This is a genomic window from Micromonospora sp. WMMD1120, assembly GCF_029626235.1.
In the GTDB taxonomy this organism is placed as follows: Bacteria; Actinomycetota; Actinomycetes; order Mycobacteriales; family Micromonosporaceae; genus Micromonospora.
The window spans coordinates 5,942,059-5,966,126 of the sequence record NZ_JARUBO010000005.1 but is presented as its reverse complement, the minus strand read 5'-3'; the positions used below and the strand labels follow the sequence as shown (position 1 = coordinate 5,966,126).

Here is a 24,068-nt window from a genome sequence, read left to right as displayed (position 1 = left end):
GCGGAGGAGCCTCTCCCGCGCCGGCCGAGCCTCTTGTGCGCTCAACCGTCGATGCGGGTGATGTTGCGGATCTTGTTGGAGGCGTCCAGAGCGGCGACCTTGTACGCCTCGGCCAGCGTCGGGTAGTTGAACACCGCGTCGATGAGGTAGTCGATGGTGCCGCCGCAGCCGATCACGGCCTGCCCGATGTGGACGATCTCGGTGGCCGCGGTGCCGAACACGTGCACCCCGAGCAGCCGACCGTCGTCGGGGGAGACGAGCAGCTTGAGCATGCCGTACGAGTCGCCGACGATCTGGCCGCGGGCCAGCTCCCGGTAGCGGGCGACGCCCACCTCGAACGGGGTCGAGGACTCGGTGAGCTGCGCCTCGGTCTGCCCGACGAAGCTGATCTCCGGGATGGTGTAGATGCCGATCGGTTGCAGGTCGTGCATCTCCCGGATCGGCTCGCCGCAGGCGTGTTGGGCGGCGAGCCGGCCCTGCTCCATCGAGGTGGACGCGAGCGCCGGAAAGCCGATCACGTCGCCGACGGCGTAGATGTTCTCCACCGGGGTGCGGTAGGTGGCGTCGACGGCGATCCGGCCACGCCGGTCCGCCGCCAGCCCGGCCGCCTCCAGGGCCAGGTCGTCGGTCTGGCCCTGCCGCCCGGCCGAGTACATCACCGTATCCGCGACGATCTTCTTGCCGCTCTTGAGGACGCACAGCGCCGCCGTCTGGTGCTTCTCCACCGCGGCGACCTCCTCGCCGAAGCGGAACGCCACCGACAGGTCGCGCAGGTGGTATTTCAGCGACTCGACGACCTCGTCGTCGCAGAAGTCGAGCATCCGTTCGCGGCGCTCCACCACCGTCACCTTGGTGCCGAGCGCGGCGAACATCGACGCGTACTCCATGCCGATCACACCGGCCCCGACCACGACCATGCTGCGCGGCACGGCCTGCAGGTTGATCACGCCGTCGGAGTCCACGATGGTCCGGTCGTCGAAGTCGACGCTGTCCGGGCGGGCCGGGCGGGTGCCGGCGGCGATGATGGCCTTGTCGAAGGTCACCTTCGACTCGCGGCCGGCGCCGCCGTCGACCCAGATCGAGTGCGCGTCGGCGAAGCGGCCGGTGCCGGTGATCATCGTGACCCGGTTGCGGGCGAGCTGGTTGCGGATGACGTCGGTCTGCCGGGTGATGACGTGCTGGGTCCGGGCGGCCAGGTCGCTGACGGTGATGTCCTCCTTGACCCGGTAGCTGCTGCCGTACAGGTCCCGCTGGCTCAGGCCGGTCAGGTAGAGCACGGCCTCGCGCAACGTCTTGGAGGGGACGGTGCCGGTGTTGATGCACACCCCACCGATCATGTCGCGGCGGTCCACGATGCCGACCCGCCTGCCGAGCTTGGCGGCGGCGATCGCGGCCTTCTGGCCGCTCGGCCCGGACCCCAGCACCACCACGTCGTAGTCATACACACGGTTAGCGTCGCAAGAGGTCGTGGCGCGCGCCAGACCCCGCCGGTGGGCGTTACCCGTCCGTCATCACGCGGTTACCTCCGTTCACAGTGACCTCCTGCGGCGTCTCACCCGGTCGTTGTCCCGTCAGTCGACGAGGCGGCGCGCCCAGGCCCAGGCGGCGATCTCGACCCGGTTGCGGGCCCCGAGCTTCGACTGCACGCTCGCCAGGTGGGTCTTGACGGTGCCGACCGCGATGAAGAGCTGCCCGGCGATCTCGGCATTCGTCAGTCCCCGGGCGACGAGCTTCACGACGTCGAGTTCCCGCGGTGACAACCCACAGTGGTCCAGGGCCGGGGCGGGTGAGCTGAGGTGCTCCAGCAGTCGTACCGTGATGGAGGGGCTGATCAACGCGTCGCCGGACACGGCCGCGCGGACGGCCTCCACCAGCAGCGCGGGCCCGGAGTCCTTCAGCAGGAAGCCGCACGCGCCGTTGCCGAGCGCGGTGTGCACGTACTCGTCGAGGTCGAAGGTCGTCACCACGACCACCCGGACCGGGTCGGCGACGCCCGGGCCGGCGAGCAGCCGCAGGGCTTCGAGACCGTCGAGGCGGGGCATCCGGATGTCCAGCAGCACCACGTCCGGGCGCAGTCGCCGGGCCAGTTCGACGGCGAGGACCCCGTCGGCGGCCTCGCCGACCACTACCATGTCCGGCTGGGCGCCGATGATCATGCCGAAGCCGGTCCGGACCATGGCCTGGTCGTCGGCGATCAACACCCGGATCACGCGGTCACCGCCGGGTGCAGCGGGAACGCCACGTCGAGCACCCAGCCACCGGTGACGCCCGGACCCGCGGTGATCGTGCCGCCGAGGGCGCGGACCCGCTCGCTGAGGCCGATCAGGCCGAAGCCGTGCCCCCGGGCCGGCGCGGTGCGCGGCGACGCGCCGTCGTCGGCCACCCGGACGAGCAACCAGTCCGGGGTACGACGCACCGCCACCCGCACCGACCGGGCGTCCGGCGCGTGCTGACGGGTGTTGGTCAACCCCTCCATCACCACCCGGTACGCGGAGGTGGACACCTCCACCGGCAGCCCGTCCAGGTCACCGTCGAGGTGCAGCCGCACCGGGACGCTCGCCGCGCCGTTGAATCCGGCCACCAGCGGCTCCAGGTCGGTGACCCCGGCCAGCGGAGCCAGCGGCGCGTCCGGCGGCGCGTCCGGGTTGCGCAGGACGCCGACCATCCGCCGCATCGAGGCCATCGTCTCCGCGCCGGCCCGCTCGATCTGCTCCAGGGCGACGATCACCCGGCGCGGGTCCCGCTCGGCGACGAACCGCGCGCCCTGCGCCTGCACCACGATGCCGGTGACATGGTGGGCGATGAAATCGTGCAGGTCACGGGCGAACTCGGCGCGCTGCTCGGCCCGGACCAGGGCGATCGCCCGGTCCCGCCCGGCGGCCATGACCCGCAGGTAGAGCCCCACCCCGGCGGCGCCGGCCGCGCCGATCACCTGGAGCAGACCGAAGATCACCAGCAGGTTCTCGGTGCCGGCGCGCAGCGGCAGCGCCGCGACGGCGAGCCCGGCGGCGCCCGCCGCCCACGGGACGAGCCGCGCCGCGCCCCAGCGGGTGACCACGAACACCACCCCGATCAGCCCGGCCGACTCGGCCAGCCCCCAGGTGCCGCCGAGCAGGTAGCCGCCGCTGGCGAGGACCATGATCCCGGTGGTCACGGTCAGTGAGGCGACGGCGAGCGCCAGCGCGGCCAGCGGCAGCCGTCGGGAGCCCAGCCGGTGCGCCGGCAGCCAGAGCGGCACCGTCGCCGCCGCCAGCCCCACCCGCACCACCAGAAGCAGGAGGGCGGCCGGGCTCTGCGGCGAACTGAACCGCAGGTCGAAGAGGGCGAGCAGCCCGATGGCCACCAGCCCGGCGGCCTGCGCCAGGCGCACCCACCAACGTCGAAGATCCGGCGTGCTCATGATGACCCAGCGTAGCCAGTGCGGCGGGACCGTAGATCGGCCGAAAGGCAGACCCGGCGGCGGCGCTACCCCGCCCCGGGCCGATGTGCGCACCCGCCGGCGGCGGCGACGCTTCCACCGTCACACGCAGCCACTGGAGGAACAATGACAACCCAGGCCCCGCCGGACCTCGGCCACGCCGCCGTCGCCGCCGTCGACCTGACGAAGGTGTACGGCAGCGGCGACACCGCCGTCCGTGCCCTGGACCGGGTCTCGGTCGGCTTCGACCGGGCCGCGTTCACCGCCATCATGGGCTCGTCCGGGTCCGGCAAGTCGACCCTCATGCACTGCCTCGCCGGCCTCGACACCGCCACCTCCGGCCGGGTCCTGCTCGACGGCACCGACCTGACCGGTCAGTCGGACCGGACGCTGACCCGGCTGCGCCGGGAGCGCATCGGGTTCGTGTTCCAGTCCTTCAACCTGCTGCCACAGCTCACCGCCGCGCAGAACATCACCCTCCCGCTGGACCTCGCCGGCCGGCAGCCCGACCCGGACCTGCTGGAGCACCTGGTGCGGGTGCTGGGCCTCGGCGACCGGCTCGCCCACCGGCCCAGCGAGCTGTCCGGCGGCCAGCAGCAGCGGGTGGCGCTGGCCCGCGCCCTGGTGGCGCGACCCGCCGTGGTCTTCGCCGACGAGCCGACCGGCAACCTCGACTCCCGCTCCGGCGCGGAGGTGCTCACCATCCTGCGCGACTCCGTCCGCGACCTCGGCCAGACCGTCGTCATGGTCACCCACGACCCGGTCGCCGCCGCGTACGCCGACCGGGTGGTGCTGCTCGCCGACGGTCGGGTCGCCGGCGAGATCGACAAGCCGGACCAGGTGTCGGTCACCGACGCGCTGCGCGATCTGGCGGCCGGTCGATGAGGGCGCCGGTGCTGCGTACCCAGACGGCCGCCGCCGCCCGGCGCCCCGGCCGGTTGGTCCTGACCGGCCTGGCGATCCTCGTCGCGTCCTTCGTGGTGTTCGGCACCGTGCTGGTGCAGCAGATCACCGAACGGACCGTGCGGGACAACCTGAGCGGCACCCCGGCCGCCACCGACCTGGTGCTCGGCGACACCGAGCACCCACCACCGACGGTCACCGACTGGCAGCGCGTACGCGCCGTGCCCGGGGTGGCCGAGGTCGTCGGCCGGGTCGCGACCGGGGTGTCCGTCGGCGAGGGCTACCTCAACCTGCGATCCGACCCGGGCGCCGGCCCGCTGGCCACGGTCCGGGTCACCGCGGGGCGCTACCCCGAACGCCCCGGCGAGATCGCGATCACGCCGCGTACCGCCGAGCGGCTGGGGCTGGCCGTCGGCAGCACCACCAGCGGCACGGGCGGTGAGCTCACCGCGCCCGCGCGGCTCACCGTGACCGGCATGGTCGGAAGCGGCGCCGACGCCGGCTCCGACGCGTACGCCCCGGACACCGCGGTGACCACCTGGGCGCGCCTGACCACTGTGGAGCGCGTCGACGTACGCGTGGCGTCCGACGCGTCGACCGGGGAGGTCCGTCAGCGGCTCCTCGCGGCGGTCACCGGTCAACCGATCCGCACCGGCGCCGAGGTGCGCCAGGCGGAGGCCGAAGCGGCCGCCGACCAGGTCAGCCGGCTGTTCGTCCTGGTCGGCGTCTTCGTCGCCATCGCCGTCGCGGCGGCGGCGCTGGTGGTCACCTCGACGTTCCGGATCGTCTTCGCCCAGCGGATGCGGCAACTCGCGCTGCTGCGGGCCGTCGGCGCGGGTCGGGGCACGCTGGTCCGGGCGTTGACCGCCGAGGGGGCCCTGACCGGGCTCGTCTCCGGCGTCGTCGGGGTGGCCGGCGCCCTCGCCCTCGGGTACGCGCTGCCGGCGGTCCTGCGCGCCGCCGGCCACGCGGTGTCGTCACCGGGCCTACCGGTGGCGGCGGCCGTCCAGGTGGTGGTCGGCGCCGTCGTGCTCACCACGCTGGCCGTCCTGGCGCCCGCGTTCTCGGCCGCCCGGGTCTCCCCGCTGGAGGCGCTGCGCGCGGCGGGCACCACCGCCGGCCGGCGCGGCGTCGGGACGCCGCGCCTGGTGTGCGGGTTGCTCCTCGCCGGCGGCGCGGTGCTGGCCGCCGTCGCGACAATCAGCCAACTGCCGACGCCGGAGCAGGAGAACTACGATCCGATGGCGCCACTGCTGCTGCTGGTGGCGTCCGGCGCCCTGGCGTTCTTCGCGCTGGTGACCCTCGGGCCGCTGCTGGTCCGACCGGTGCTGGCCGTGGTGGGTTGGCCGCTGCGCCAACTCGGGCCGATCGGGCGGATGTCCCTCGGCGGCGTCGGCGGCGCGCCGCGCCGGGCGGCGGCGGTCTCGGTGGTGGTCGCGCTGGGCGTCACCCTGATCACCGGGGTGGTCATCGGTGGGGCATCGTTGCGGATCCTCACCGACCGCGAGATGGCGCTCTCGGCGCCGACCGACTTCGAGGTCACCAGCGGCAGCGGAGAGGCGCTTCCGGCGGATGTCGTGTCCCGGGTCGAGGCGGCGCACGGCGCGCTGGCGCAGGTGGTGCCGTACCGGCGGGTCGACGGCGTCCGGCTGCTGCGCGGCACCGAGGAGTTGGGCGACGGGGATTCCGGTTACCCGACCAACGACCTGGACCTGGCGGCGCTACCCACCACCGGTGACCTGGACGTGGCCCAGGGAACGCTCACCGACCGGGGTCCCGGCCGCATCGTGCTCAGCGCGTGGGTCGCCTGGGACGCCGGGCTGCGGGCCGGCGACAGCGTCGCGCTCGCCGTCGACGGGCGCCGGGTGGAGGTACGGGTCGCCGCGGTCCTGCCCGGTGGTGGTCCGCTGCACGCGGGCATCCTCGCCGATCCGGCCGACCTGGACCGGCTCGGAGTGCCAGCCGCGTACACCGGTCTGTTGGCCGACGCGGCCGGCGCCGGCGAGAACGGTCGGACCGCCGGTGTGCGGGCGCTGCGCCAGGCGATCGCCGGCAGCGAGGGCGTGGGTCTCGCGGTGCTCGCCGACGAACGGGACCGCAGCGAGTCGCTGGTACGTACCCTGGTCTGGGTAGCCGTCGGCCTGGTCGGCCTGACCGTGCTGATCGCTGTCGTCGGCGTGGGCTCCACGACCGCGCTCTCGGTCGTGGAGCGGGTCCGCGAGTCCGGGCTGCTGCGGGCGATCGGGCTGTCCCGGACCGGCCTGCGGACCATGCTGACCGTCGAGTCCGGCCTGTACGGGGTCATCGGCGCGACCATCGGCCTGCTGCTCGGCGTGCCGTACGCCTGGTTGGCGGTGCGGACGCTCGGGATCGAGGCCCCGCTGACCGCGCCGACGCTGCCGCTGGCCGGGCTCTTCGTGACGCTCGTGGCGCTGACCGCGCTGGCCGGGGTGCTGCCGGCGCGGCGCGCGTCGCGGGTCAGCCCGGTGGCCGCGCTGGGGGCCGACGGCTGAGCGGCTCGGCGGGTCGACGCCAAACGCCCGGCGTCGACCCGCCCGGCCTGGTCAGTTGGGGTTGTTGGCGTGGGTCAGCGTCTCCCAGGCGACGAAGAGGTTGTTCGTGCCGGCGGGACGCTGTTGCAGCGTGAGGGTCTGGGTGTTGGTCATGACGTTGCCCAGCCGGGTGCTCATCGCGTTGAAGCCGACCTCGGTGATCGGGCCGAGGCCCCGGGTGAGGCTGCCGCCGCAGAGCCAGGAGGGCGGCGTCTCGCCGAGCTGGTAGCGCGAGTGGAACCCGAGCGCCTGCCGCAGCCGCTCGCCGACCTGCGGGTACAGGTCACGTCCCTGGATGCGGGAGGTCTCGGCGACGTGCGAGATGGCGGAGATGCCGTACCCGGTGTGCGTGAAGTCGCGGCAGGTCTCCTGGGCGAGGCCGGCGACGAAGGTGGACTGGCCCTGCCAGTAGCCGATGATCTCCGCGTTGGTGTCCAGGCCGCTGCCGGGCACCGTGTACGGCAGCGCGCCGTCGCTGGGCAGGTAGACGAACGCGCGGGCGCGGTTGAGGAAGCGGGTGACCGCCGCGTCGTAGGCGGACCGGTCCTCCAGGAACACCGCGATGCCGACGGTGGCCTCCATCATGGTCAGCTCCCCGTTGCCGTTGCTGTTCGAGCCGTTGCGCACCACCGGCAGGTAGACGTTGCGCAGCATGGTGGCGAAGCGGTTGGCGTTGGGCCAACTCGCGTACGTGTACTTGATGATCTCGGCGGCCCGGGGCCAGACCGAGGCGGCCCAGCCGGTCTGCAACGGGGCGTTGCTGCCGGTGTGCGCGGTGATGGTGGCCGACCAGGCGTCCATGATCTGGATCGACTTCTGCGCGTACCGGGCGTCCCCGGTGAGATACCAGGCGAGCGCGTGGGTGTACGCGGCGATGGCGTCCTCACGCTCGTCGGTGCAGCCGTTGTTGGGGTTCGAGTAGGAACCGCACTCCACCACCGACCGGGGGGCCGGGGTGCGCGACAGGGAGGCGTACCGGCTGGTCATCATCTGGTTGTGGGCCGCCGCCCACGGCTGCGCGCCGGCCTGCACCCGGCCCTTGACGAAGTCGAGCTGGCCCCGGCTGACCAGCACGCCAGGGTGGGTGAAGCCGCCCGACGACGGTGGCGGGGTGCCGCCGCCGGTGGGCAGCGTCCAGGTCTGGTTGGCGGCGCCGGTGCAGCTCCAGAGCTGGAGCGGGGTGCCGTCGGCCGAGCTGGGGCCGGTCGCGTCGAGGCACTTCCCGGAGACCGGGTTGACCAGCTGCCCGGCACCGGCCGACCACTGCTGTGCCCCGGTGCCGTTGCAGTCGTAGATCTGGGCGCGGGCGCCGTTGGCGGTGCTGCCGGCGGCGATGTCGAGGCACTTGCCGAGCGCCCGGATGGTGCCGTCGTCGGCCACGGTCCACTGCTGCGCGGCGGAGCCGTTGCAGGTGAAGAGCTGCACCGCTGTGCCGTTGGCCGGGTTCGCGGCGGCCACGTCGACGCACTTGCCGCCGTACCCGGTGATGGCGCCGGTCGCGGCCGCCGTCGCGGCCGGGGCGCCGAGCACCAGCCCGGCCGGCAGGGTGAGGACGACCGCCGCGAGCACGGCGGTCCAGCGGATGCGGGGGAGGGCTCCGGCCCGTCGTCGCGTCATCTCTGGTCCTTCCCGGGGACGAGTTAACTGTAAAGTCTGTTAATCATTACAGCGACGCCCATCGATATCAATGTCCTACGTGTCCGGACATCGGCCCCCGCAACGCGACGGCCCCCGGCACGGGTGGGCGCCGAGGGCCGTCGGTCGGCGGGACTACCGCAGACCGGGTACGCCGATCACGATCAGCTCGGTGTCGTCCGCGCGCCCCGGGATGCGCCCGTCGTTGCCCGGGAAGTTGTTGTCGTTGGCGACGAGCACCCGGTCACCGCCGAGCGGCAGCACCGACTCGACCGACTGCAACGGGAACGAGAAGAGCGGACCGACGCCGTACTCGCCCGGCCGGGCCGGGGTGGAGACGCCCGTCGGGTCGGCGACGCGCATCAGGTCGACAGCGGTCCGCCGCTTCAGGTAGCCGTCCGCGCCGACCTCGTCCAGGTCGGTCACGACCAGGCGCTTCACCAGCGACTGCGGACCCATGCCGTTGTCCCGCTCGATCAGCAGCAGCCGCCGGCCGTCGAGCACCGCCGCGTCGCCGACCAGCAGGGACGGGTCGTCCACCCGGAACGACCAGGTGCGACCGGTGTACCGGTTGCGCCGCACGTCGAACTCGTAGACCACCCGGCGACGCTGGTCCGGGTCGTCGACGCGGGCGCCCTCCAGGATCGGATAGAGCGTCCAGCCGTCCTCGCTGGCCGCCATCGCCTCGAACCCGTTGCTGGCGCGCACCGTCGGCGTCTCGCCCGGAGCCAGGTCCGGCGACTGCGGGGACTTCGTCCCGTCTGGCAGCGGGATCGGCGCCTGGAGCACCTTCCCGGTCCGGTCCACGTGGACCAGGTACGGGCCGAACTCGTCGCCGATCCACAGGTCGCCGCGCGCGCCGCGGGCCAGCGACTCGATGTCGAAGTCCGCGCCGGTGAGCAGGCGGTCCGCGGTGTTCTCGTTGACGATCGGGAACGGCACCCGGTGGTCCGGGTCGCGGAAGCTGATGTGCCCGCGCACGTTCACGCCACGGCGGGGGTAGTCGGGCTCGATCTCGTACGCCCGCAGCAGGAAGTCGGCGGAGTTGGTCTTCGCGCCGAAACCGTTGTCCGGCATGGCGAGCAGCCGCCGGCCGGAGCGGTCACCCGGCCGGGCCGGGATCACTGCGGAGAACCCGGGGATGGGCTGCCCGGGGAAGGGCGCGCTGATCCCGTTGACCGGGGCGGTGGCGAGCTGGGTGCCGGAGACCGGGCCCGGCTGGTACGCGGTCGCCGACAGCAGCGCCCGCTCCCGCAGCGTCACCTCCGGTCGCAGCCGCACCGACAGCGCGTACACCCTGGTGGTCTGGGTGGCGCTGCCGTTGTCGTCGGAGACCAGGAACAACTCCCGACGACCGCCCGGCAGGGTGCCGCCGAGCGCCGCGCCCTCGATGTTGTCCAGCAGCGGGTTCGGCTGGGGTTGCTTCGTGGTCGCGCCCGACGGCGGGCAGGTGACCAGGTCGACGAGCAGCTCCTTGCCGAGCCACGCGCGCGGGTCGGTCACCGTCGACAGCGACGGCACGCCGGAGACGTCCGGCGCGCCGGTGGCGGACACCCGGTAGACCCGGACGGTGTTGCCCACTCCGGTGGTGAAGCCGCGCTCCACGGCGAGCAACTGGTCGCCACCGAGCGCGATCAGCTCGACCAGGCCCAGCTCGCTGTCGGTCCGGTAGGCGTACTGGACGCCGGGGGCGTACGCCCCGCCCTCGCGGCCGTCGTACCGGATGATCCGGTTGAGGCCGCGACCGGCGGCGTCGCGGCCGTCCTCGGCGAGCGGGCCCTCCATCCCGGCGTAGAGCGTCCGGTGGTCCGGGGTGCCGGCCAGCGCCTCGAACGTCTGGTTGACGGCGGCCCCGCCGGCCGGGGTGACCCGGAACCGCTCCGGCACCGGCAGCGACGCGACCTCCCGGCCGTCGGAGAGCCGGAACCGCCGGATCGACGGCTCCCGCTCCGAGCTCGCCAGGATCGTCGCCCCGCCGCGCTCCGCGACCAGCCCCTCACCGTCGAAGTCCACCCCGGTGTACGGCGTGCCGTCCGGACGGGTGAGGACAGTGACGTCGCGGACCGCCGCCCGCACCCCGTGCCGGCCGTTCTCCAGGCCCAGGCCGAACACCCGGGCGGGCGTGGCGCCGATGTTGTCCACCAGCGCGAGCGCGCGTCCGGGCCGGGTGGGGGCCAGCGCGGAGAGTCCGGCGACCGGCTGGCCCCGGAAGCTGGTCTTGTCGAGGGCGTCGGTGAAGCCGAGCAGCGCCGCGTCCGGCGCGCAGCTCGCCCCGGGGCCTGGTCGTTGCGGGCTCTCCGGTGCCGGCGCGCCGAGTGCCGGCGCGGCCGCGAGCAGCGAGATCGCCACCACGGCCGCCGCGACGGCGCGGGCTCCTGTGGAAGTCGTACGCACATTGCCTCCAGCTTCGAGTCGGCGGTCGGTACCGCCGCGCCGATGCAAGCGCCCGTCGCCCACCACAGTGGAACTCCCACCGGAACGTCGCCTGAACACCCCGTGCACGATCCCGTCCGGGCGTCGGCGTCACCGGTGCGTGGTGGCCCCCTTGAGCGCCTTGTCCACCACGGCGCGTGGCGCGTGCAGCGCCAGGCCCACCAGGTCGGGTTCGTCCCGGCCGCCGCCCTCCGCTCGGGAGGTCAGATGAGCTGTCCGCCGATGACGGAGAGCAACCGCAGCTTCTCGTCGCTCGGCGAGCCGGGAGCGGCGGTGAAAACCAGCAGCGTCTGGGACTGGTCCGGGTCGACGAGCGTCTGGCAGTGCAACTCCAACGCCCCGACCTCCGGATGGAGGAAGCGTTTCGCCGGGCAGTAGCCGGCCGGCACCGGATGCCCGCGCCACAGCTCGGCGAACTCCGGGCTCCTGGCCAGCAGGTCGTCGACGAGGGTCGCGGCCCGCGAACCGCGCCCGTCGCGGGTGTACGACGCGTGCAGGTGCCCCACGAGCAGGCGGCTCTGCGTGTGGTGGTCCTCCTCCGGGTGCCGCCGCCGAACCGACGGGTCGGTGAACCAGCGGTGGTGGGCGCTGCGCGCCAGCCCGGTGTAGCGGGTCTCGTCACCCAGCAGGGCGACGGCCGGCGCGGTCTGCGCCAGGGTCTCGCCGAGGTGGTTCACCACCTGGGCCGGCGTGTCGTGCATCCGGTCGAGGATGCGCATCATTCCCGGGTTGACGTGGTCGGCCCGTACGGTGCGGTGCGGTGCGGCGTGCCCGGCGAGCAGGAACAGGTGGTCCCGTTCGGCCAGCGAGAGCCGCAGGCCACGGGCCAACGCGGCGAGCATCTGCTCCGACGGGCGCGGCCCGCGCTGCTGCTCCAGCCGGCTGTAGTAGTCGGTGGACATACCACTCAACGTGGCCACCTCCTCGCGCCGCAGCCCACCGGTGCGTCGGCGCCGCCCCCGGGGCAGCCCCACGTCCTCGGGTTGCAGCGCCTCCCGCCGCGTACGCAGGAAGCTGGCGAGCTGTGCGCGGTTCACGGTGTCTCCGATCGGTGGGCGCCGGCGGTGGCCGGCACCTGGAGTGCAACAGTGGGACCCGGCCACCCTGTTCCGGGTCCCGCCCGCCCCCGCCACCGGGGCCGACCCCGCCTCGTCCCGTCGACTCGTCGGGGCGACGAACCTCAGCGCTGGATCGACTTGGTCTCCAGGAACTCCTCCAGGCCGAAGCGGCCGAACTCGCGACCGTTACCGGACTGCTTGTAACCGCCGAAGGGAGCCATTGGGTTCCAGTGGCCGGCGTTCACGTCGACCTGCCCCACCCGCAACCGCCGGGCGATGGCCAGAGCGTGCTCCGGCTCGCCGAAGACACCGCTGGTCAGGCCGTACGGGGTGCCGTTGGCGATCGCCACGGCCTCCTCCTCGTCGGCGTACGGGATGATCGTCAGCACCGGGCCGAAGATCTCCTCCTGGGCGATGGGCGTGGTCGGGTCGACGTCGGCGAAGATCGTCGGCTGGACGTAGGCCCCGGTGGGCAGGCCCTCGGGTCGGTCCGGGCCGCCGAACACGAGCCGGGCGCCGTCGGCGATGCCCCTCCGGATGTACCCGACGACCTTCTCCCGGTGGGCCTCGGACGCCATCGGGCCGATCCGGGTGGCCACGTCGGTCGGGTCGCCGACGGTGTACTGCTTCGCCGCCTCGACGGCGAGTGCGACGACCTCCTCCTGGCGGGAGGCGGGCACCAGCATCCGCGGCCACGCGCCGCACACCTGGCCACCGTTGCTGAACGCCATCAGCAGTGACCGGTTGACAGCCTCGGGCAGGTCGGCGTCGTCCAGGATGATGGTCGCGCCCTTGCCGCCCAGTTCGAGCGCGACCCGCTTGACGGTCTCCGCGGCCACCGCGCCGATGCGCCGGCCGGCCCGGGTGGAGCCGGTGAAGGAGATCATGTCGATGTCCGGGTGCGCGGAGATGGCCTCGCCGACGACCGCCCCGGTGCCGTACACCACGTTGAGCACGCCCGCCGGCACGCCCGCGTCGGCGGCGACCTCGGCGAGGATCCGCGCGGTCAGCGGGGCGTTCTCGGAGGGCTTGAAGACCATCGTGTCGCCCGCGAGCAGCGCCGGCGCCAGCTTGGAGACGATCTGCTGCAACGGAAAGTTCCAGGGGGTGATCGCGCCGACGACGCCGATCGGCTCACGGACGATCAGCGAGTTGCCCACCTCCTCGGTCCAGGCGAAGTCGTCGGCCAGGGTGGCGACGGACTCGACCACGGCGGCCGGGAAGGCGACCTGGGCGGTGCGGGACATGCCGATCGGCGAGCCCATCTCGGCGGTGATCGCCTGGGCGATCTCCTCCTGTCGGGCGGCGAGGCCGGCGCCGAGGCGTCGCAGCACGCCCGCGCGGTGCTGCGGCGTGGTCGCCGCCCAGCCGGGGAACGCCGCCCGGGCCGCGGCGACGGCCCGGTCGACGTCGGCGGCGGTGCCGGCCGGAGTCTCCGCGACGACCTCGCCGGTCGCCGGGTTCACGACGGGAACGGTGCCGGCCGTGCCGGCGACGGTCTCGCCGCCGATCCAGTGGCCGGTGACGGTGTGGGTGAAAGGTGTCATGGACCGACCGTCGCACCGCCCCGGAACCCCAACCAGGCGCGCTCTGTCCAGGGATCAGCGATCCCTGGCTGGGCCCGACCGTCCGGCCCCGATCGGACGGCCGTTCGGCTGCGACGCCGCGTCGACACGTAAACCGGCGGCGAACCGTCACACCCGCCCGATACTCTTCCTGCGCGCGTCGTCGTCCTGGCACGGCGCGCCCCGCGCCAGGCAGGCACGGCATCGCCGCCACCGCACCCTTGGCCGGCTCAATCGACTTCAGGAGAGTTAGTGACACAGCAATCCGTCGCGACATCGGACAAACTCGACGCCGCGGTGCTCAAGGTGGCGGGCGTCGTCGTTCTTGGCGCGATCATGTCGATCCTCGACGTGACGGTGGTCAGCGTGGCGCTGCCCACATTCCAGAGCGAGTTCGACGCGTCCTACGCCCGGGTCGCGTGGACCATGACCGGTTACACCCTCGCCCTCGCCACGGTGATCCCGCTCAGCGGGTGGGCGGCCGACCGGTTCGGCACCAAACGGCTCTACATGGTGGCGCTGGCCCTGTTCACCATCGGCTCGGGGCTCTGCGCCACGGCCGACACGATCGGCGAGCTGATCGGCTACCGCGTCCTGCAGGGGCTCGGCGGCGGCATGCTCATGCCGCTGGGCATGACCATCATGACCCGGGCGGCCGGCCCGCACCGGATCGGCCGGCTGATGGCCGTCCTCGGCATCCCGATGCTGCTCGGCCCGATCGGCGGCCCGATCCTCGGCGGCTGGCTGATCGACACCGCGAGCTGGCACTGGATCTTCCTGATCAACCTGCCGATCGGTGTGATCGCGCTGATCTACGCGCAGGTCGCGCTGCCGAAGGACGCCCCCGAGCCGTCCGAGTCGTTCGACTTCGTCGGCATGCTCATGCTCTCGCCGGGTCTGGCGCTCTTCCTGTACGGCGTCTCGTCCCTGCCGGAGGCGGGCACCTTCACCGACTCCGAGGTCTGGGCCCCGATGCTCGTCGGCGCCGCCCTGGTCGTGGCGTTCGTGCTCTACTCGTTCAAGCCCCGGCACCCGCTGCTCGACCTGCGGCTGTTCCGTAACCGGAGCCTGACCGTCGCCTCGTTGACGCTGTTCGTGTTCATCATCGCGTTCATGGGCGCGGGCCTGCTCTTCCCGAGCTACTTCCTGCAGGTGCGCGGGGAGTCGACGCTGGCGGCCGGTCTGCTGATGGCCCCGCAGGGCCTCGGCGCGATGATCACCATGCCGATCGCCGGCACGCTCGCCGACCGGGTGCCGATCGGGCGCACCGTCCCGTTCGCGCTGGCGCTCATCGTCGTCGGGTTCTTCAGCTTCACCCAGGTCGACCCGCAGACCTCGTACTGGCTGCTCGGCGCGTCGCTGTTCGTGATGGGCCTCGGCATGGGCGGCACCATGATGCCGATCATGACGTCGGCGCTGCGGACGTTGCAGGCGCAGGAGGTGGCCCGGGGCTCGACGCTGGTCAACATCCTCCAGCAGATCGGCGGGTCGGTCGGCGCCGCGGTGATGTCGGTGATCCTCACCAACGAGCTGAACGGTTCCCGGCAGATCCCGGGCCTGGTGGACGAGAGCGGCAAGCCGGTCACCGAGGCCGGCCTGGCCATCGCCTCCCAGCAGCGGCCCGAGCTGCTCCAGCAGATGCCTGTCGACCCGTCGCTCATCGAGCGCGGGCTCGACTTCGCCGCCTCGTCGTTCGCGAACACGTTCTGGGTCGCGTTCGCGCTGGTCGTGCTCACGTTCATCCCGGCCGCCCTGCTGCCGCGTCGGCGTCAGCCGGCACGGCTCGACGATCCGCAGGGTGAGCAGGTCAAGACGCCTGTCGTCATGCACTGAGACGACCGGTGTCGCGGGCCCGGCGCCGCACGAGGCGCCGGGCCCGACAGCGGTACGGTCGGGGTCAGCGCAGCGGGCCGTCGCCCGGCCCGTCCGGGTCCTCCACCACGTGGATCGCCGCCTCCTCCGCGCTCGCGGCACCCGCGTCGATCCCGGCGTCCCACGCCACCGACTCGTCCTCGTCGTCCTCGCGGACACCCTCGTCGTACTCCACGAGACGGCCGGCGCGGGCCTCCGCCTCGTATCCCCGGCGGGTCAGCTCGTCCTCGTCGTCGTCCGCCTCGGCGTACGGGTCGACATCCGGCACCTCCTGCGCGAGGTGCTGCTCCAGGGACTCACCGGCCCGCTCCTCGGCCGGCGTGGTGCCGAACCGGTTGGCGGCGGTCCAGTGGTCTGCGGCGACGATGCCGGTGTCGAGCGGGTCACCCACCCGGTCGTCGTCGAGCGTGTCCGAGGCGTCCAGGACGCCGTCGTCCTCGGCGACGTTCCATTCGTCGACGGAATCCATCCGCTCGGTCTGGCTCACGGCGGTCTCCTCCTCGTCACGGTGCACCAAAGTGCCCCAGCCTATGACCGTGCAACGCGGCAGCGGACCCGGGTGTGCCCGCTGTGACGGACCGACCTTCCGGGCGACGAGGGTCAGCGCCGGAGCAGCCCGACGACCGCCTCGGTGAACTCCGCCGGCTGCTCGATGTGGGCGAAGTGCCCGCTGCGCTCCAGCACGACCAGCCGCGAGTCAGTGAGCCCCGCGTGCAACTGCTCCGCCCAGCGCGGGCCGCAGATGAAGTCGTACGCCCCGACGATCACCACGGCGGGCGCGGTGATCTCACCGAGCCTGTCCCGAACGTCGAAGGGGGTCGGGTCCTGGGCGGTGGCCGGCGTCGCCCAGATCCGGACGCCGGCCTGGAGCGGGGCGAATTCGTGCTGTCGGCCCCAGAAGTCCGCGAGGTACACCGGCAGGACGGCGCGCAGCGCGGCGCCCAACGACTCGTCGTCGGTCGCCGCGTGGAGCTGATCGAAGGCTGCCGGGATCGCCGCCGCCTCCGGTCGGTCCGGGTGCCGCTGCGGGTACGCGGCGACACCGGCCACCGCCTCGGCCCAGAACTCGGCCCCGGTGACGGGTGAGGTGTCGTACAGGGCGAGACCGGCGACCCGGTCGGGGTGGTCGAGGGCGTACCGCTGGACGACGAACCCGCCGTACGAGTGCCCGAGGAGATACACATGGGGCTCGCCGAGGTGCGCGACGACAGCGTCGAGGAACCGGACATACGTGTCCATACGGTAATCGGTGGGATTGTCGAGCCGCCCCGAGGCGCCCGTGCCCACCGGCTCCAGGTACACCATCGTGAAGTGCTCCTCCAGGCGGGGCGCGCGCAGGTAGGCCCACTCGATGCCCGGCCCGCCGGAGTGCGCCACGCAGACTGGGCCGGTGCCGGCGACGTGGTAGACCTGCGACACGCCGTCGACGGTGATGGTGTGCGCGCCCGGCGCGAGGGCGCTGACGTCGTGGCTGGTGGAACTCATTGTTGCTCTCCCGATCCGAGATCCGCGCGGCGTCCGCCGACACGGCGACTGGTGCCTGACGCGGACCAGATGCGCGGGCCGGGGGAGAAGTTCGCTCGCCGGGCGAATCTTTTTCTAGACCAGCGCCGGCGCCGGGTGGAAGAGCGTCATCCGGCGCACCCGGCCCTCGCGCAGGATCTGCAACCACAGCGCCGCGGGCGGGCAGTGCTCCGGGTCGTCCGGCGGGCTGATCAGGTCGGTCTCCCAGATCAGCACGTCGCCGCTGGCCACCACGTTGCGCAGCCGCTGACGAACCCCGGCGGCCAGGTCGGAGTCCATGCCGGCGATCGCCAGGTCGCGGCCGCCCCGGCGGCCGCCCGGAACGATCATCTCGGCCTCCGGCCACCACCTGTCCCGGATTACCCGGGCGAAGTCGCCGTGCATCGCGGCGGCGATCACGTCGCTGCCCTCCCGCCACCGCGACGCGCGCGACGCGGCGACGTCGGTGTGCGCGGCGCTGGTGGCCGCGCGCAGCCCGTCGGCGAGAGCCCGACGGGCGTGGCTGAGGCGGCTGCGGACGGTGCCGACCGGGACGCCACACAGGGCCGCGATCTCGTGGTACGAGGACGCGTCGCTGAAATGGCGGAGCATGGTGACGAGCCGGTCGGTCTCGGACAGTTGCCCGAGGGCGTGCCAGACCCAGTCGCGTAGCGCGGTCCGGTCCAGCGCCTCCTCCGGGGTGGGGTCGTCGGCGGGGCGGGCGAACCACTCCGGCTCGGCGACCGGGACCGCCCGGGGTCGGCGTAGCGCCATCCTGCTGGTGTTGCGCACGACGGTACGCAGCCACGGGCCGACGGCCGCCGGGTCGCGGACCTCGCCGATGCGACGCACCGCCACCACCACGGCGTCCTGCACGGCGTCCTCGGCGTCCGGGCCGTAGCCGAGGACGCTCAGCGCGACGGCCCGCATCCCGGCTTCGTGCCGGCTCAGCAGCGCGCCGAGCGCCGCCGGGTCACCCGCTTGGGCGAGCGCCACCAGTTCCGCGTCACCGTGCGTCACGCGTGGACCTCCCGCACGTGCCGATCTGTCCCCACCGGTACCGATTTCGACGCGGTGGCTGCTGGCGTCATCGCTGCCAAGCCTACGGCGGGTGAGGAGATCGATCGTCAGAGGCGTCAGGAGATCGGCGGGGCCGCAGTGCCGTCAGCGTCGTTCACTAGGTTCCTAGGATGCCTTACGCGGGGTGACGAGCGCCCCCCGGCCGCGGTGCGTGCCCCGACATCCGCGACCGGGGGCGGGGCGGCTACGTGCTGGCGCTCAGTAGCGGCCGCCCTGCGGCGCCGGCAGCGCGTCCAGGTCGGTCAGGTCCTCGGCGCTGAGCCGCACATCGCCGGCGGCGCAGTTGTCCACCAGGTATTTCGGCGTCTTCGTGCCGGGGATCGGGATGACCCGGTCGCCCTGGGCGATCACCCAGGCGAGCGCGACCTGCGCGGGGCTCACCCCGGCCCGGCCGGCGATTTCCCGCACCCTCGCGACGATGGCGAGGTTGGCCCGCAGCGCGTCCTGTTGGAAGCGCGGTAGGCCGCGTCGGAAGTCGTCGGCGGGCAGGTCGTCGAACGAGGCGAAACGACCGGCGAGGAAGCCGCGCCCGAGCGGGGAGAACGGCAGGAAGGCGATGCCCTGCTCGGCGCAGTACGGCAGCACCTCGGCCAGCGGGTCGCGGGTCCACAGCGACAGCTCGGACTGCACCGACGCCACCGGGTGCACCGCCTGGGCGCGCGCGATCTGGGCCACCGTCACCTCGGAGAGCCCGATGTGCCGCGCCTTGCCCGCGGCCACCACCTCCGCCAGCGCGCCCCAGGACTCCTCGATGGGCACCTCCGGGTCGACCCGGTGCAGCTGGTAGAGGTCGACGTGGTCGGTGCCGAGCCGGCGCAGGCTCGCGTCGATCGCCGCGCGGATGTGCTCCGGGCGGCCGTTGTTGCCGGTCGTCGGCGAGTTGCCGGGACCGCCCGTGCGGGAGGTCGCCACCAGCCCGACCTTCGTCGCGAGCACGGCCCGCTCCCGGTGCCCACCGGTCAACGCCCGCCCGACCAGCTCCTCGTTGGTGTACGGCCCGTACACGTCGGACGTGTCGATCAGCGTCGCGCCCAGGTCGAGGGCCTGTCGGACGACCGAGATCGAGGTGTCGTCGTCGCGGGGACCGCTGGTGTCGTACCCGTGGCTCATGCCCATGCACCCGAGACCGATGACGCCGACCTCCGGACCTGCACTGCCCAACGTGGTGGTTCGCATGCGCCCCACGCTACGCCGGAGCACCGGCCCGGCCAGCGGTCACGTAGCGTCATGGTCGGCGGTGCGACGACCGTCGGCACCTGGCGGGGAGGCGGCATGGCGCACATTCGCGAGTTCGGCTGGCAGGACTACGACGGTGTCGCGCGGTTGTGGACCGCGACGGGTCGTGACGTGCTGCCCCGCCCGGAGTTGGCGGCCAAGCTGACCCGGGACCCGCAGCTGTTCCTGGTCGCCGAGGTCGACCAGGTGCTCGCCGGAGTCGTGCTGGGCACCTACGACGGCCGGCGCGGGATGATCCTGCGGCTGGCCGTGGACCCGACGTACCGCAGGCGGGGCCTGGCCACGCTGCTGGTCACCGAGCTGGAGAAGCGGTTCACCGCGTTGGGTTGCCCCCGGGTCAACCTGCTGGTCCTGCCGCAGGACACGGTGGCGTTGGGGTTCTGGCGGGCGCTGGGCTACCTGCCCCAGCCGGACGTGCTCTGCACCAAGCCGCTGGGCGCCGCGCGCGGCTAGCTCCGCTGCGGCGGGCGCGCGCCGCGGCCCGGCCGCCGAACAGCCACCCCGCCTTGTCGTCATCGTCATTGATCGATATGGTGCGCCAAGGCGCCGCCCCGCCGCAGACCACCACCGTCGATCCGAAGCGGGTTCAGCATGCGCACACTGAGACTTGTCACCACGCTGGCCGTCGCCGGCCTGCTCGCCGGCGGGGTGGCAGTGGTCACCGCCGCACCGGCGAGCGCGGCGACCGCCGTGTTCTCGGTGACGAACAACTGGGGCAACGGCTACCAGGGCCAGGTCACCGTCACCAACAACACCTCGGCCCAGATCACCGGCTGGCGCGTCGAGTTCGACCTGCCGTCCTCGTCGAGCGTCACGCAGTCGTGGAACGCCCAGCAGACGGCCTCCGGCAGCCACTACACGTTCGCCAACGTGTCCTGGAACGGCACCCTCGCCGCCGGGGCGTCGACCTCGTTCGGCTTCCTCGTCAACGGCACCGGCACGCCACTGAACTGCACTGTCAACGGCGCCTCCTGCGCCGGCGGCACCCCACCGACCACCCCGCCGCCGACGACCACCCCACCACCGGCCACCGGCACGCCGGTCGAGCGGCACGGCCAGCTTCGGGTCTGCGGTACGACGATGTGCGACAAGACCGGTGCGCGGGTGCAGTTGCGCGGCATCAGCAGCATGTGGCTGAACTGGGAGACCGCCCCGTACGCCGAGAACCTCTCCGCGCTGCGCTGGATGCGCGACAACTGGAACCTGCAGGTGATCCGCGCGGCCATGGGCGTGGAGCCGGCGGGCGCCTACCTCAGCGACCCGAACAGGGCGCGTACGCAGGTGGAGACCATCATCAACAACGCGGTCACCGCGGGGGTCTACGTGATCGTCGACTGGCACGCCCACGAGGCGCAGCACAACCAGTCCCAGGCGGTGGCGTTCTTCGGTGACCTGGCCCGCCGCTACGGTCACCTGCCCAACGTCATCTGGGAGCCGTACAACGAGCCGTTGCAGGTCAGCTGGACCAGCGTGATCAAGCCGTACCACCAGGCGGTGGTTTCCGCGATCCGCGCCGCCGACCCGGACAACATCGTGGTGCTCGGCACCCCGACCTGGTCACAGGACGTGGACGTGGCGGCGGCCAGCCCGGTCAGCGGCACCAACCTGATGTACACACTGCACTTCTACTCGTGCACGCACGGCGCGGCGCTGCGCGCCAAGGGGGACGCCGCGATCCGCGCGGGCCTGGCCCTCTTCGTCACCGAGTGGGGCGCCAGCAACGCCGACGGCGGCCTCGACGGCCGGGCCTGCCTGCCCGAGGCGCAGTCCTGGATCGACTGGATGAGGGCGAACGGCATCTCCTGGACGGCGTGGAAGCTCGACGTCGGCACCGACACCACCAACCTGCTCAGCCCCGGCGCGCCGGTGACCGGCGGGTGGACCAACTACCTGCACGGACACGCGCCGTTCGTGGTGTCCAACATGAGGTGACCTCGACGATCCCGCGCGGAGCGGGCAGGTCGTAGGGGCGGCGGACCGGTGCGCCAGGCAACTGGCTGACCGGTCCACCGCCCCTTCCTGCCGTCGTCCCTCCGCTGCGGACCGCAGCCCGGCCAGAACGGCGCGTCACCTTAACGCGGCGGAAACAGTCTCGGTACCAAACCTGGGAACGCTCGTCGGACAGCCGACACCACCGACACGCGAACTGGGGTGAGGATGGCCGACAACACCACCAACGCGTCCACCGTCGACGGGCCGCCGCGGCCCTCGGGTAACGGTCGGACACCGCCCGCGCCCCGCACCAGCGCGGCAGTGGCACTCGACGACGACCCCGCGGATCTGGCCACCATCGGCGTGGAGGAGGAGTTCCACGTCGTCGACAGGCACACCCGGGAGCTGGCGCCCCGCGCCGGGGAGCTGCTCGACCGGTTGCCGGCGGCCTCGTTCACCGCCGAGTTGCACCGCAGCGTGGTGGAGACCAACACCGCCGTCTGCCGCACCCTGGACGAGATCCGCGCCGAGCTGACCGGGCTGCGTCAGATGGCGGTCCAGGTCGCCGACCGGATCGACCTGGGCATCGTGGGGGCCGGCACGGTGCCGCTGCGCGCCGACGGCGACCCGAGCGTCACCCCCACCTCGCGCTACCGGCGGATGGTCGACGAATATCAACTCCTCGCCCGGGAGCAACTGATCTGCGGCGCGCAGGTGCACGTCGGTGTGGCCGACCGGGATCTCGCGGTGGCGGTCACCCGCCGGGTCCAGCCGTGGCTGCCGGTGCTGCTCGCCCTCTCCACCAGCTCGCCGTACTGGATGGGCCAGGACAGCGGCTATGCGAGCGTCCGGTCGCTGGTCTGGCAGCGCTGGCCCACGGCGGGTGACCCGGGCGAGGTGACCAGCGCGGCGGACCACGAGGCGCTGGTGTCCGAGCTGATCTCCTCCGGCACCATCACCGATCCGGCGATGATCTATTTCGACGTCCGGCCGTCCGCGCACGTGCCCACCGTGGAGCTGCGGATCACCGACGCCAACCCGGACGTGGAGACGGTCGTCCTGCTCACCGGCCTGTTCCGGGCGCTCGTGCGGCGGGAGGTCGCCGCCCTGCGCGCCGGGGTGGAGCGGACCGCGGTACGACCACCGGTGCTGCGCGCCGCCGTGTGGCGGGCCGCCCGCTCGGGGCTGGAGGGTGACCTGCTCGACCTGCCCCGGTCGGCGCGACCGGTGCCGGCCGCCGAGGCGGTCCGCCGCCTGGTGACCGACCTGCGCCCGCAGCTCACCGCGACCGGCGACTGGGAGCAGGTCAGCGAGTTGGCCCGGTACGCGCTGGACCGCGGCAGCTCGGCGGCACGGCAGCGGCGGGCGTACGAGCGGCGCGGTCGACTGGCCGACGTGGTCGACCTGCTGCTCGACGAGACCCGGGGCAGGGCGGCGGCGCCGTTGCTCGGCGCGCCGCCGCCGCCCGCGCTGCCCACGTACGCCAGCGCCGGCGACGAGGTCTTCGGACCGGCCGGCCCGCAGCCGGCGGTGGGCCCGATGCTCGCGGCGCTACGGAACCTCGGCGCGGTCACCCTCCGGCAACGGGAGCACGACCGGGACGAGGAGCAACGCGCCCGGGGAGTGACGTTCAGCGTGGCCGGCGAGGCGAGCACCCGGCTGTTCCCGGTCGACCTGGTGCCCCGGGTGGTGGCCGCCGCCGACTGGCGGGACCTGGGCGCCGGTCTGGTGCAACGTGCCCGCGCGCTCGACGCCTTTCTGCGCGACGTCTACGCCGACCGGGCCGTGGTGGCCGACGGCGTGGTGCCGTCGTGGGTGGTGGAGTCCTCTCCCGGGCTGCGCCCGACCGGGGCGCTGATGGGGCGGCGGGGCACCCGGGCCCAGGTCTCCGGCACCGACCTCGTCCGGGACCCGGACGGCACCTGGTACGTGTTGGAGGACAACCTGCGGGTGCCGTCCGGCATCGGCTACGCGGTGCAGAACCGCCGGCTGACCCAGGCGGTGGTGCCGGAGCTGCCGGTGCCGCAGGACCTGCTGCCCGCCGAGGAGACACCGGCGATGCTGCGCCGGGCGTTGCTGGCCGCCGCGCCCGCCGCCGTCGAGGAGCCCGCCGTGGTGGTGCTCAGCGCCGGCCCCGGCGATCCCGCCTGGTTCGAGCACCGGCTGCTCGCCGACGAGATGGGTGTGCCGCTGACCGAGAGCGGCGACCTGCTTGTCGAGGAGGGTCGCGTCCACCTGGTCCGGGAGGGGCGGCGCAGCCAGATCGACGTGATCTACCTGCGGATGGACGAGGACGCGCTGCTGCACGCGCCGGGCGCGGACGGGGTGCCGCTGGGCTGGCCGCTGCTCGCGGCGGTGCACGCCGGGCGGCTGACACTCGCCAACGCGCTGGGCAACGGGGTCGGCGACGACAAGGCGCTGTACGCGTTCGTGCCCCGGCTGATCGAGTACTACCTGGGGGAGAAGCCGCTGCTGGGCGACGTGCCGACGTACCTGTGCGGGCTGCCCGAGCAGCGGGCCGAGGTGTTGGGGCGGCTGGACGAGCTGGTGCTGAAACCGGTCGACGGGTACGGCGGCGACCGGGTGGTGATCGGCCCCCGGGCCGAGGCGGAGGAGCTGGACGCCGTCCGTGAGCAGATCCTGGCCGCCCCGCACCGGTGGATCGCGCAGGAGATGGTCGCGCTCACCACCCATCCGGTCTTCGACGGCACGGCCCTCGCCCCCCGCCACGTCGACCTGCGCGCCTTCGTCTTCCTCGGCGACACCGCCGAGGTCGCCCCGGCGGCGCTGACCCGGGTGGCCCCGGCCGGCAGCATGATCGTCAACTCGTCGCGGGGCGGCGGGTCGAAGGACACCTGGCTACTCGGGGGAGGTTCCTGAC

At 73.2% G+C, this 24,068-nt stretch carries 17 protein-coding genes; 6 read left to right on the top strand and 11 right to left on the bottom strand.

Annotation, left to right across the window (positions count from 1 at the left end; translation table 11 throughout):
* Positions 1 to 41: 41 nt before the first annotated feature.
* From sthA to O7634_RS27550, 3 genes are all read right to left on the bottom strand, one after another.
* On the bottom strand, positions 42 to 1,445 hold the full coding sequence (sthA, locus tag O7634_RS27560; RefSeq protein ID WP_278153032.1) for a Si-specific NAD(P)(+) transhydrogenase: 1,404 nt from the start codon (positions 1,443 to 1,445) through the stop codon (positions 42 to 44).
* 126 nt (positions 1,446 to 1,571) lie between these two features.
* Positions 1,572 to 2,210 carry a response regulator transcription factor gene (locus tag O7634_RS27555; protein WP_278153031.1) on the bottom strand — a complete coding sequence of 213 codons (639 nt, stop codon included), beginning with the start codon at positions 2,208 to 2,210 and terminating at the stop codon, positions 1,572 to 1,574.
* Positions 2,207 to 3,400, bottom strand: a complete 1,194-nt coding sequence (locus O7634_RS27550; RefSeq protein ID WP_278153030.1) for a histidine kinase — start codon at positions 3,398 to 3,400, stop codon at positions 2,207 to 2,209. The genes O7634_RS27555 and O7634_RS27550 overlap by 4 nt, the downstream gene beginning before the upstream one ends.
* 144 nt (positions 3,401 to 3,544) lie before the next feature.
* Between O7634_RS27550 and O7634_RS27545 the strand changes: the two genes are divergently transcribed.
* Positions 3,545 to 4,303, top strand: coding sequence for an ABC transporter ATP-binding protein (locus tag O7634_RS27545; RefSeq protein ID WP_278153029.1), 759 nt, complete (start codon positions 3,545 to 3,547; stop codon positions 4,301 to 4,303).
* A gap of 8 nt (positions 4,304 to 4,311) precedes the next feature.
* On the top strand, positions 4,312 to 6,834 hold the full coding sequence (locus O7634_RS27540) for an ABC transporter permease (RefSeq protein WP_278153028.1): 2,523 nt from the start codon (positions 4,312 to 4,314) through the stop codon (positions 6,832 to 6,834).
* Positions 6,835 to 6,885: 51 nt separating this feature from the next.
* On the opposite strand, the gene O7634_RS27535 is transcribed toward O7634_RS27540, so the two are convergent.
* The 4 genes from O7634_RS27535 to O7634_RS27520 all read right to left on the bottom strand — a co-directional run bounded on the left by O7634_RS27535 (position 6,886) and on the right by O7634_RS27520 (position 13,546).
* Positions 6,886 to 8,490, bottom strand: coding sequence for a ricin-type beta-trefoil lectin domain protein (locus tag O7634_RS27535; RefSeq protein ID WP_278153027.1), 1,605 nt, complete (start codon positions 8,488 to 8,490; stop codon positions 6,886 to 6,888).
* A gap of 153 nt (positions 8,491 to 8,643) precedes the next feature.
* Positions 8,644 to 10,902: an esterase-like activity of phytase family protein gene (locus O7634_RS27530; RefSeq protein ID WP_278153026.1), complete on the bottom strand. Its 2,259-nt coding sequence runs from the start codon at positions 10,900 to 10,902 to the stop codon at positions 8,644 to 8,646.
* A gap of 242 nt (positions 10,903 to 11,144) precedes the next feature.
* Positions 11,145 to 11,978, bottom strand: a complete 834-nt coding sequence (locus tag O7634_RS27525) for a helix-turn-helix transcriptional regulator (RefSeq protein WP_278153025.1) — start codon at positions 11,976 to 11,978, stop codon at positions 11,145 to 11,147.
* 143 nt (positions 11,979 to 12,121) lie between these two features.
* Complete coding sequence (locus O7634_RS27520) at positions 12,122 to 13,546, bottom strand: aldehyde dehydrogenase family protein (RefSeq protein ID WP_278153024.1); 1,425 nt, start codon at positions 13,544 to 13,546, stop codon at positions 12,122 to 12,124.
* Positions 13,547 to 13,816: 270 nt separating this feature from the next.
* Here O7634_RS27520 and O7634_RS27515 point away from each other — a divergent pair, with 270 nt between their 5' ends.
* Entirely contained in the window at positions 13,817 to 15,397 is a 1,581-nt protein-coding gene (locus O7634_RS27515; protein WP_278153023.1) for a DHA2 family efflux MFS transporter permease subunit, read from the top strand.
* A gap of 64 nt (positions 15,398 to 15,461) precedes the next feature.
* Here O7634_RS27515 and O7634_RS27510 read toward each other — a convergent pair whose 3' ends face one another.
* From O7634_RS27510 to O7634_RS27495, 4 genes are all read right to left on the bottom strand, one after another.
* Positions 15,462 to 15,923, bottom strand: a complete 462-nt coding sequence (locus O7634_RS27510; protein WP_278153022.1) for a DUF5709 domain-containing protein — start codon at positions 15,921 to 15,923, stop codon at positions 15,462 to 15,464.
* Positions 15,924 to 16,036: 113 nt separating this feature from the next.
* Positions 16,037 to 16,921 (bottom strand): alpha/beta hydrolase, encoded by an 885-nt coding sequence (locus tag O7634_RS27505; RefSeq protein WP_278153021.1) that lies wholly within the window; start codon positions 16,919 to 16,921, stop codon positions 16,037 to 16,039.
* A gap of 114 nt (positions 16,922 to 17,035) precedes the next feature.
* The gene (locus O7634_RS27500; RefSeq protein ID WP_278153020.1) at positions 17,036 to 17,959 is read right to left on the bottom strand and encodes a sigma-70 family RNA polymerase sigma factor; all 924 of its coding nucleotides are present in this window, start codon (positions 17,957 to 17,959) and stop codon (positions 17,036 to 17,038) included.
* Between the two features lie 258 nt (positions 17,960 to 18,217).
* On the bottom strand, positions 18,218 to 19,195 hold the full coding sequence (locus O7634_RS27495; RefSeq protein WP_278153019.1) for an aldo/keto reductase: 978 nt from the start codon (positions 19,193 to 19,195) through the stop codon (positions 18,218 to 18,220).
* A gap of 96 nt (positions 19,196 to 19,291) precedes the next feature.
* Between O7634_RS27495 and O7634_RS27490 the strand changes: the two genes are divergently transcribed.
* The 3 genes from O7634_RS27490 to O7634_RS27480 all read left to right on the top strand — a co-directional run bounded on the left by O7634_RS27490 (position 19,292) and on the right by O7634_RS27480 (position 24,067).
* The gene (locus tag O7634_RS27490; RefSeq protein WP_278153018.1) at positions 19,292 to 19,708 is read left to right on the top strand and encodes a GNAT family N-acetyltransferase; all 417 of its coding nucleotides are present in this window, start codon (positions 19,292 to 19,294) and stop codon (positions 19,706 to 19,708) included.
* A 138-nt stretch (positions 19,709 to 19,846) separates the two neighbouring features.
* A complete protein-coding gene (locus O7634_RS27485; RefSeq protein ID WP_278153017.1) occupies positions 19,847 to 21,187 on the top strand; it encodes a cellulase family glycosylhydrolase in 1,341 nt (446 codons plus the stop codon).
* Between the two features lie 225 nt (positions 21,188 to 21,412).
* Positions 21,413 to 24,067: a carboxylate--amine ligase/circularly permuted type 2 ATP-grasp protein gene (locus O7634_RS27480; protein ID WP_278153016.1), complete on the top strand. Its 2,655-nt coding sequence runs from the start codon at positions 21,413 to 21,415 to the stop codon at positions 24,065 to 24,067.
* Position 24,068 lies beyond the last annotated feature (1 nt).

Bases quoted from the DNA above. Each gene is read 5' to 3' on its own strand.
- O7634_RS27545 (WP_278153029.1), top strand. From the start codon at position 3,545: ATGACAACCCAGGCCCCGCCGGACCTCGGCCACGCCGCCGTCGCCGCC.
- O7634_RS27495 (WP_278153019.1), bottom strand. From the start codon at position 19,195: ATGCGAACCACCACGTTGGGCAGTGCAGGTCCGGAGGTCGGCGTCATC.
- O7634_RS27550 (WP_278153030.1), bottom strand. From the start codon at position 3,400: ATGAGCACGCCGGATCTTCGACGTTGGTGGGTGCGCCTGGCGCAGGCC.
- O7634_RS27480 (WP_278153016.1), top strand. From the start codon at position 21,413: ATGGCCGACAACACCACCAACGCGTCCACCGTCGACGGGCCGCCGCGG.
- O7634_RS27535 (WP_278153027.1), bottom strand. From the start codon at position 8,490: ATGACGCGACGACGGGCCGGAGCCCTCCCCCGCATCCGCTGGACCGCC.
- O7634_RS27490 (WP_278153018.1), top strand. From the start codon at position 19,292: ATGGCGCACATTCGCGAGTTCGGCTGGCAGGACTACGACGGTGTCGCG.
- O7634_RS27520 (WP_278153024.1), bottom strand. From the start codon at position 13,546: ATGACACCTTTCACCCACACCGTCACCGGCCACTGGATCGGCGGCGAG.
- O7634_RS27485 (WP_278153017.1), top strand. From the start codon at position 19,847: ATGCGCACACTGAGACTTGTCACCACGCTGGCCGTCGCCGGCCTGCTC.
- O7634_RS27505 (WP_278153021.1), bottom strand. From the start codon at position 16,921: ATGAGTTCCACCAGCCACGACGTCAGCGCCCTCGCGCCGGGCGCGCAC.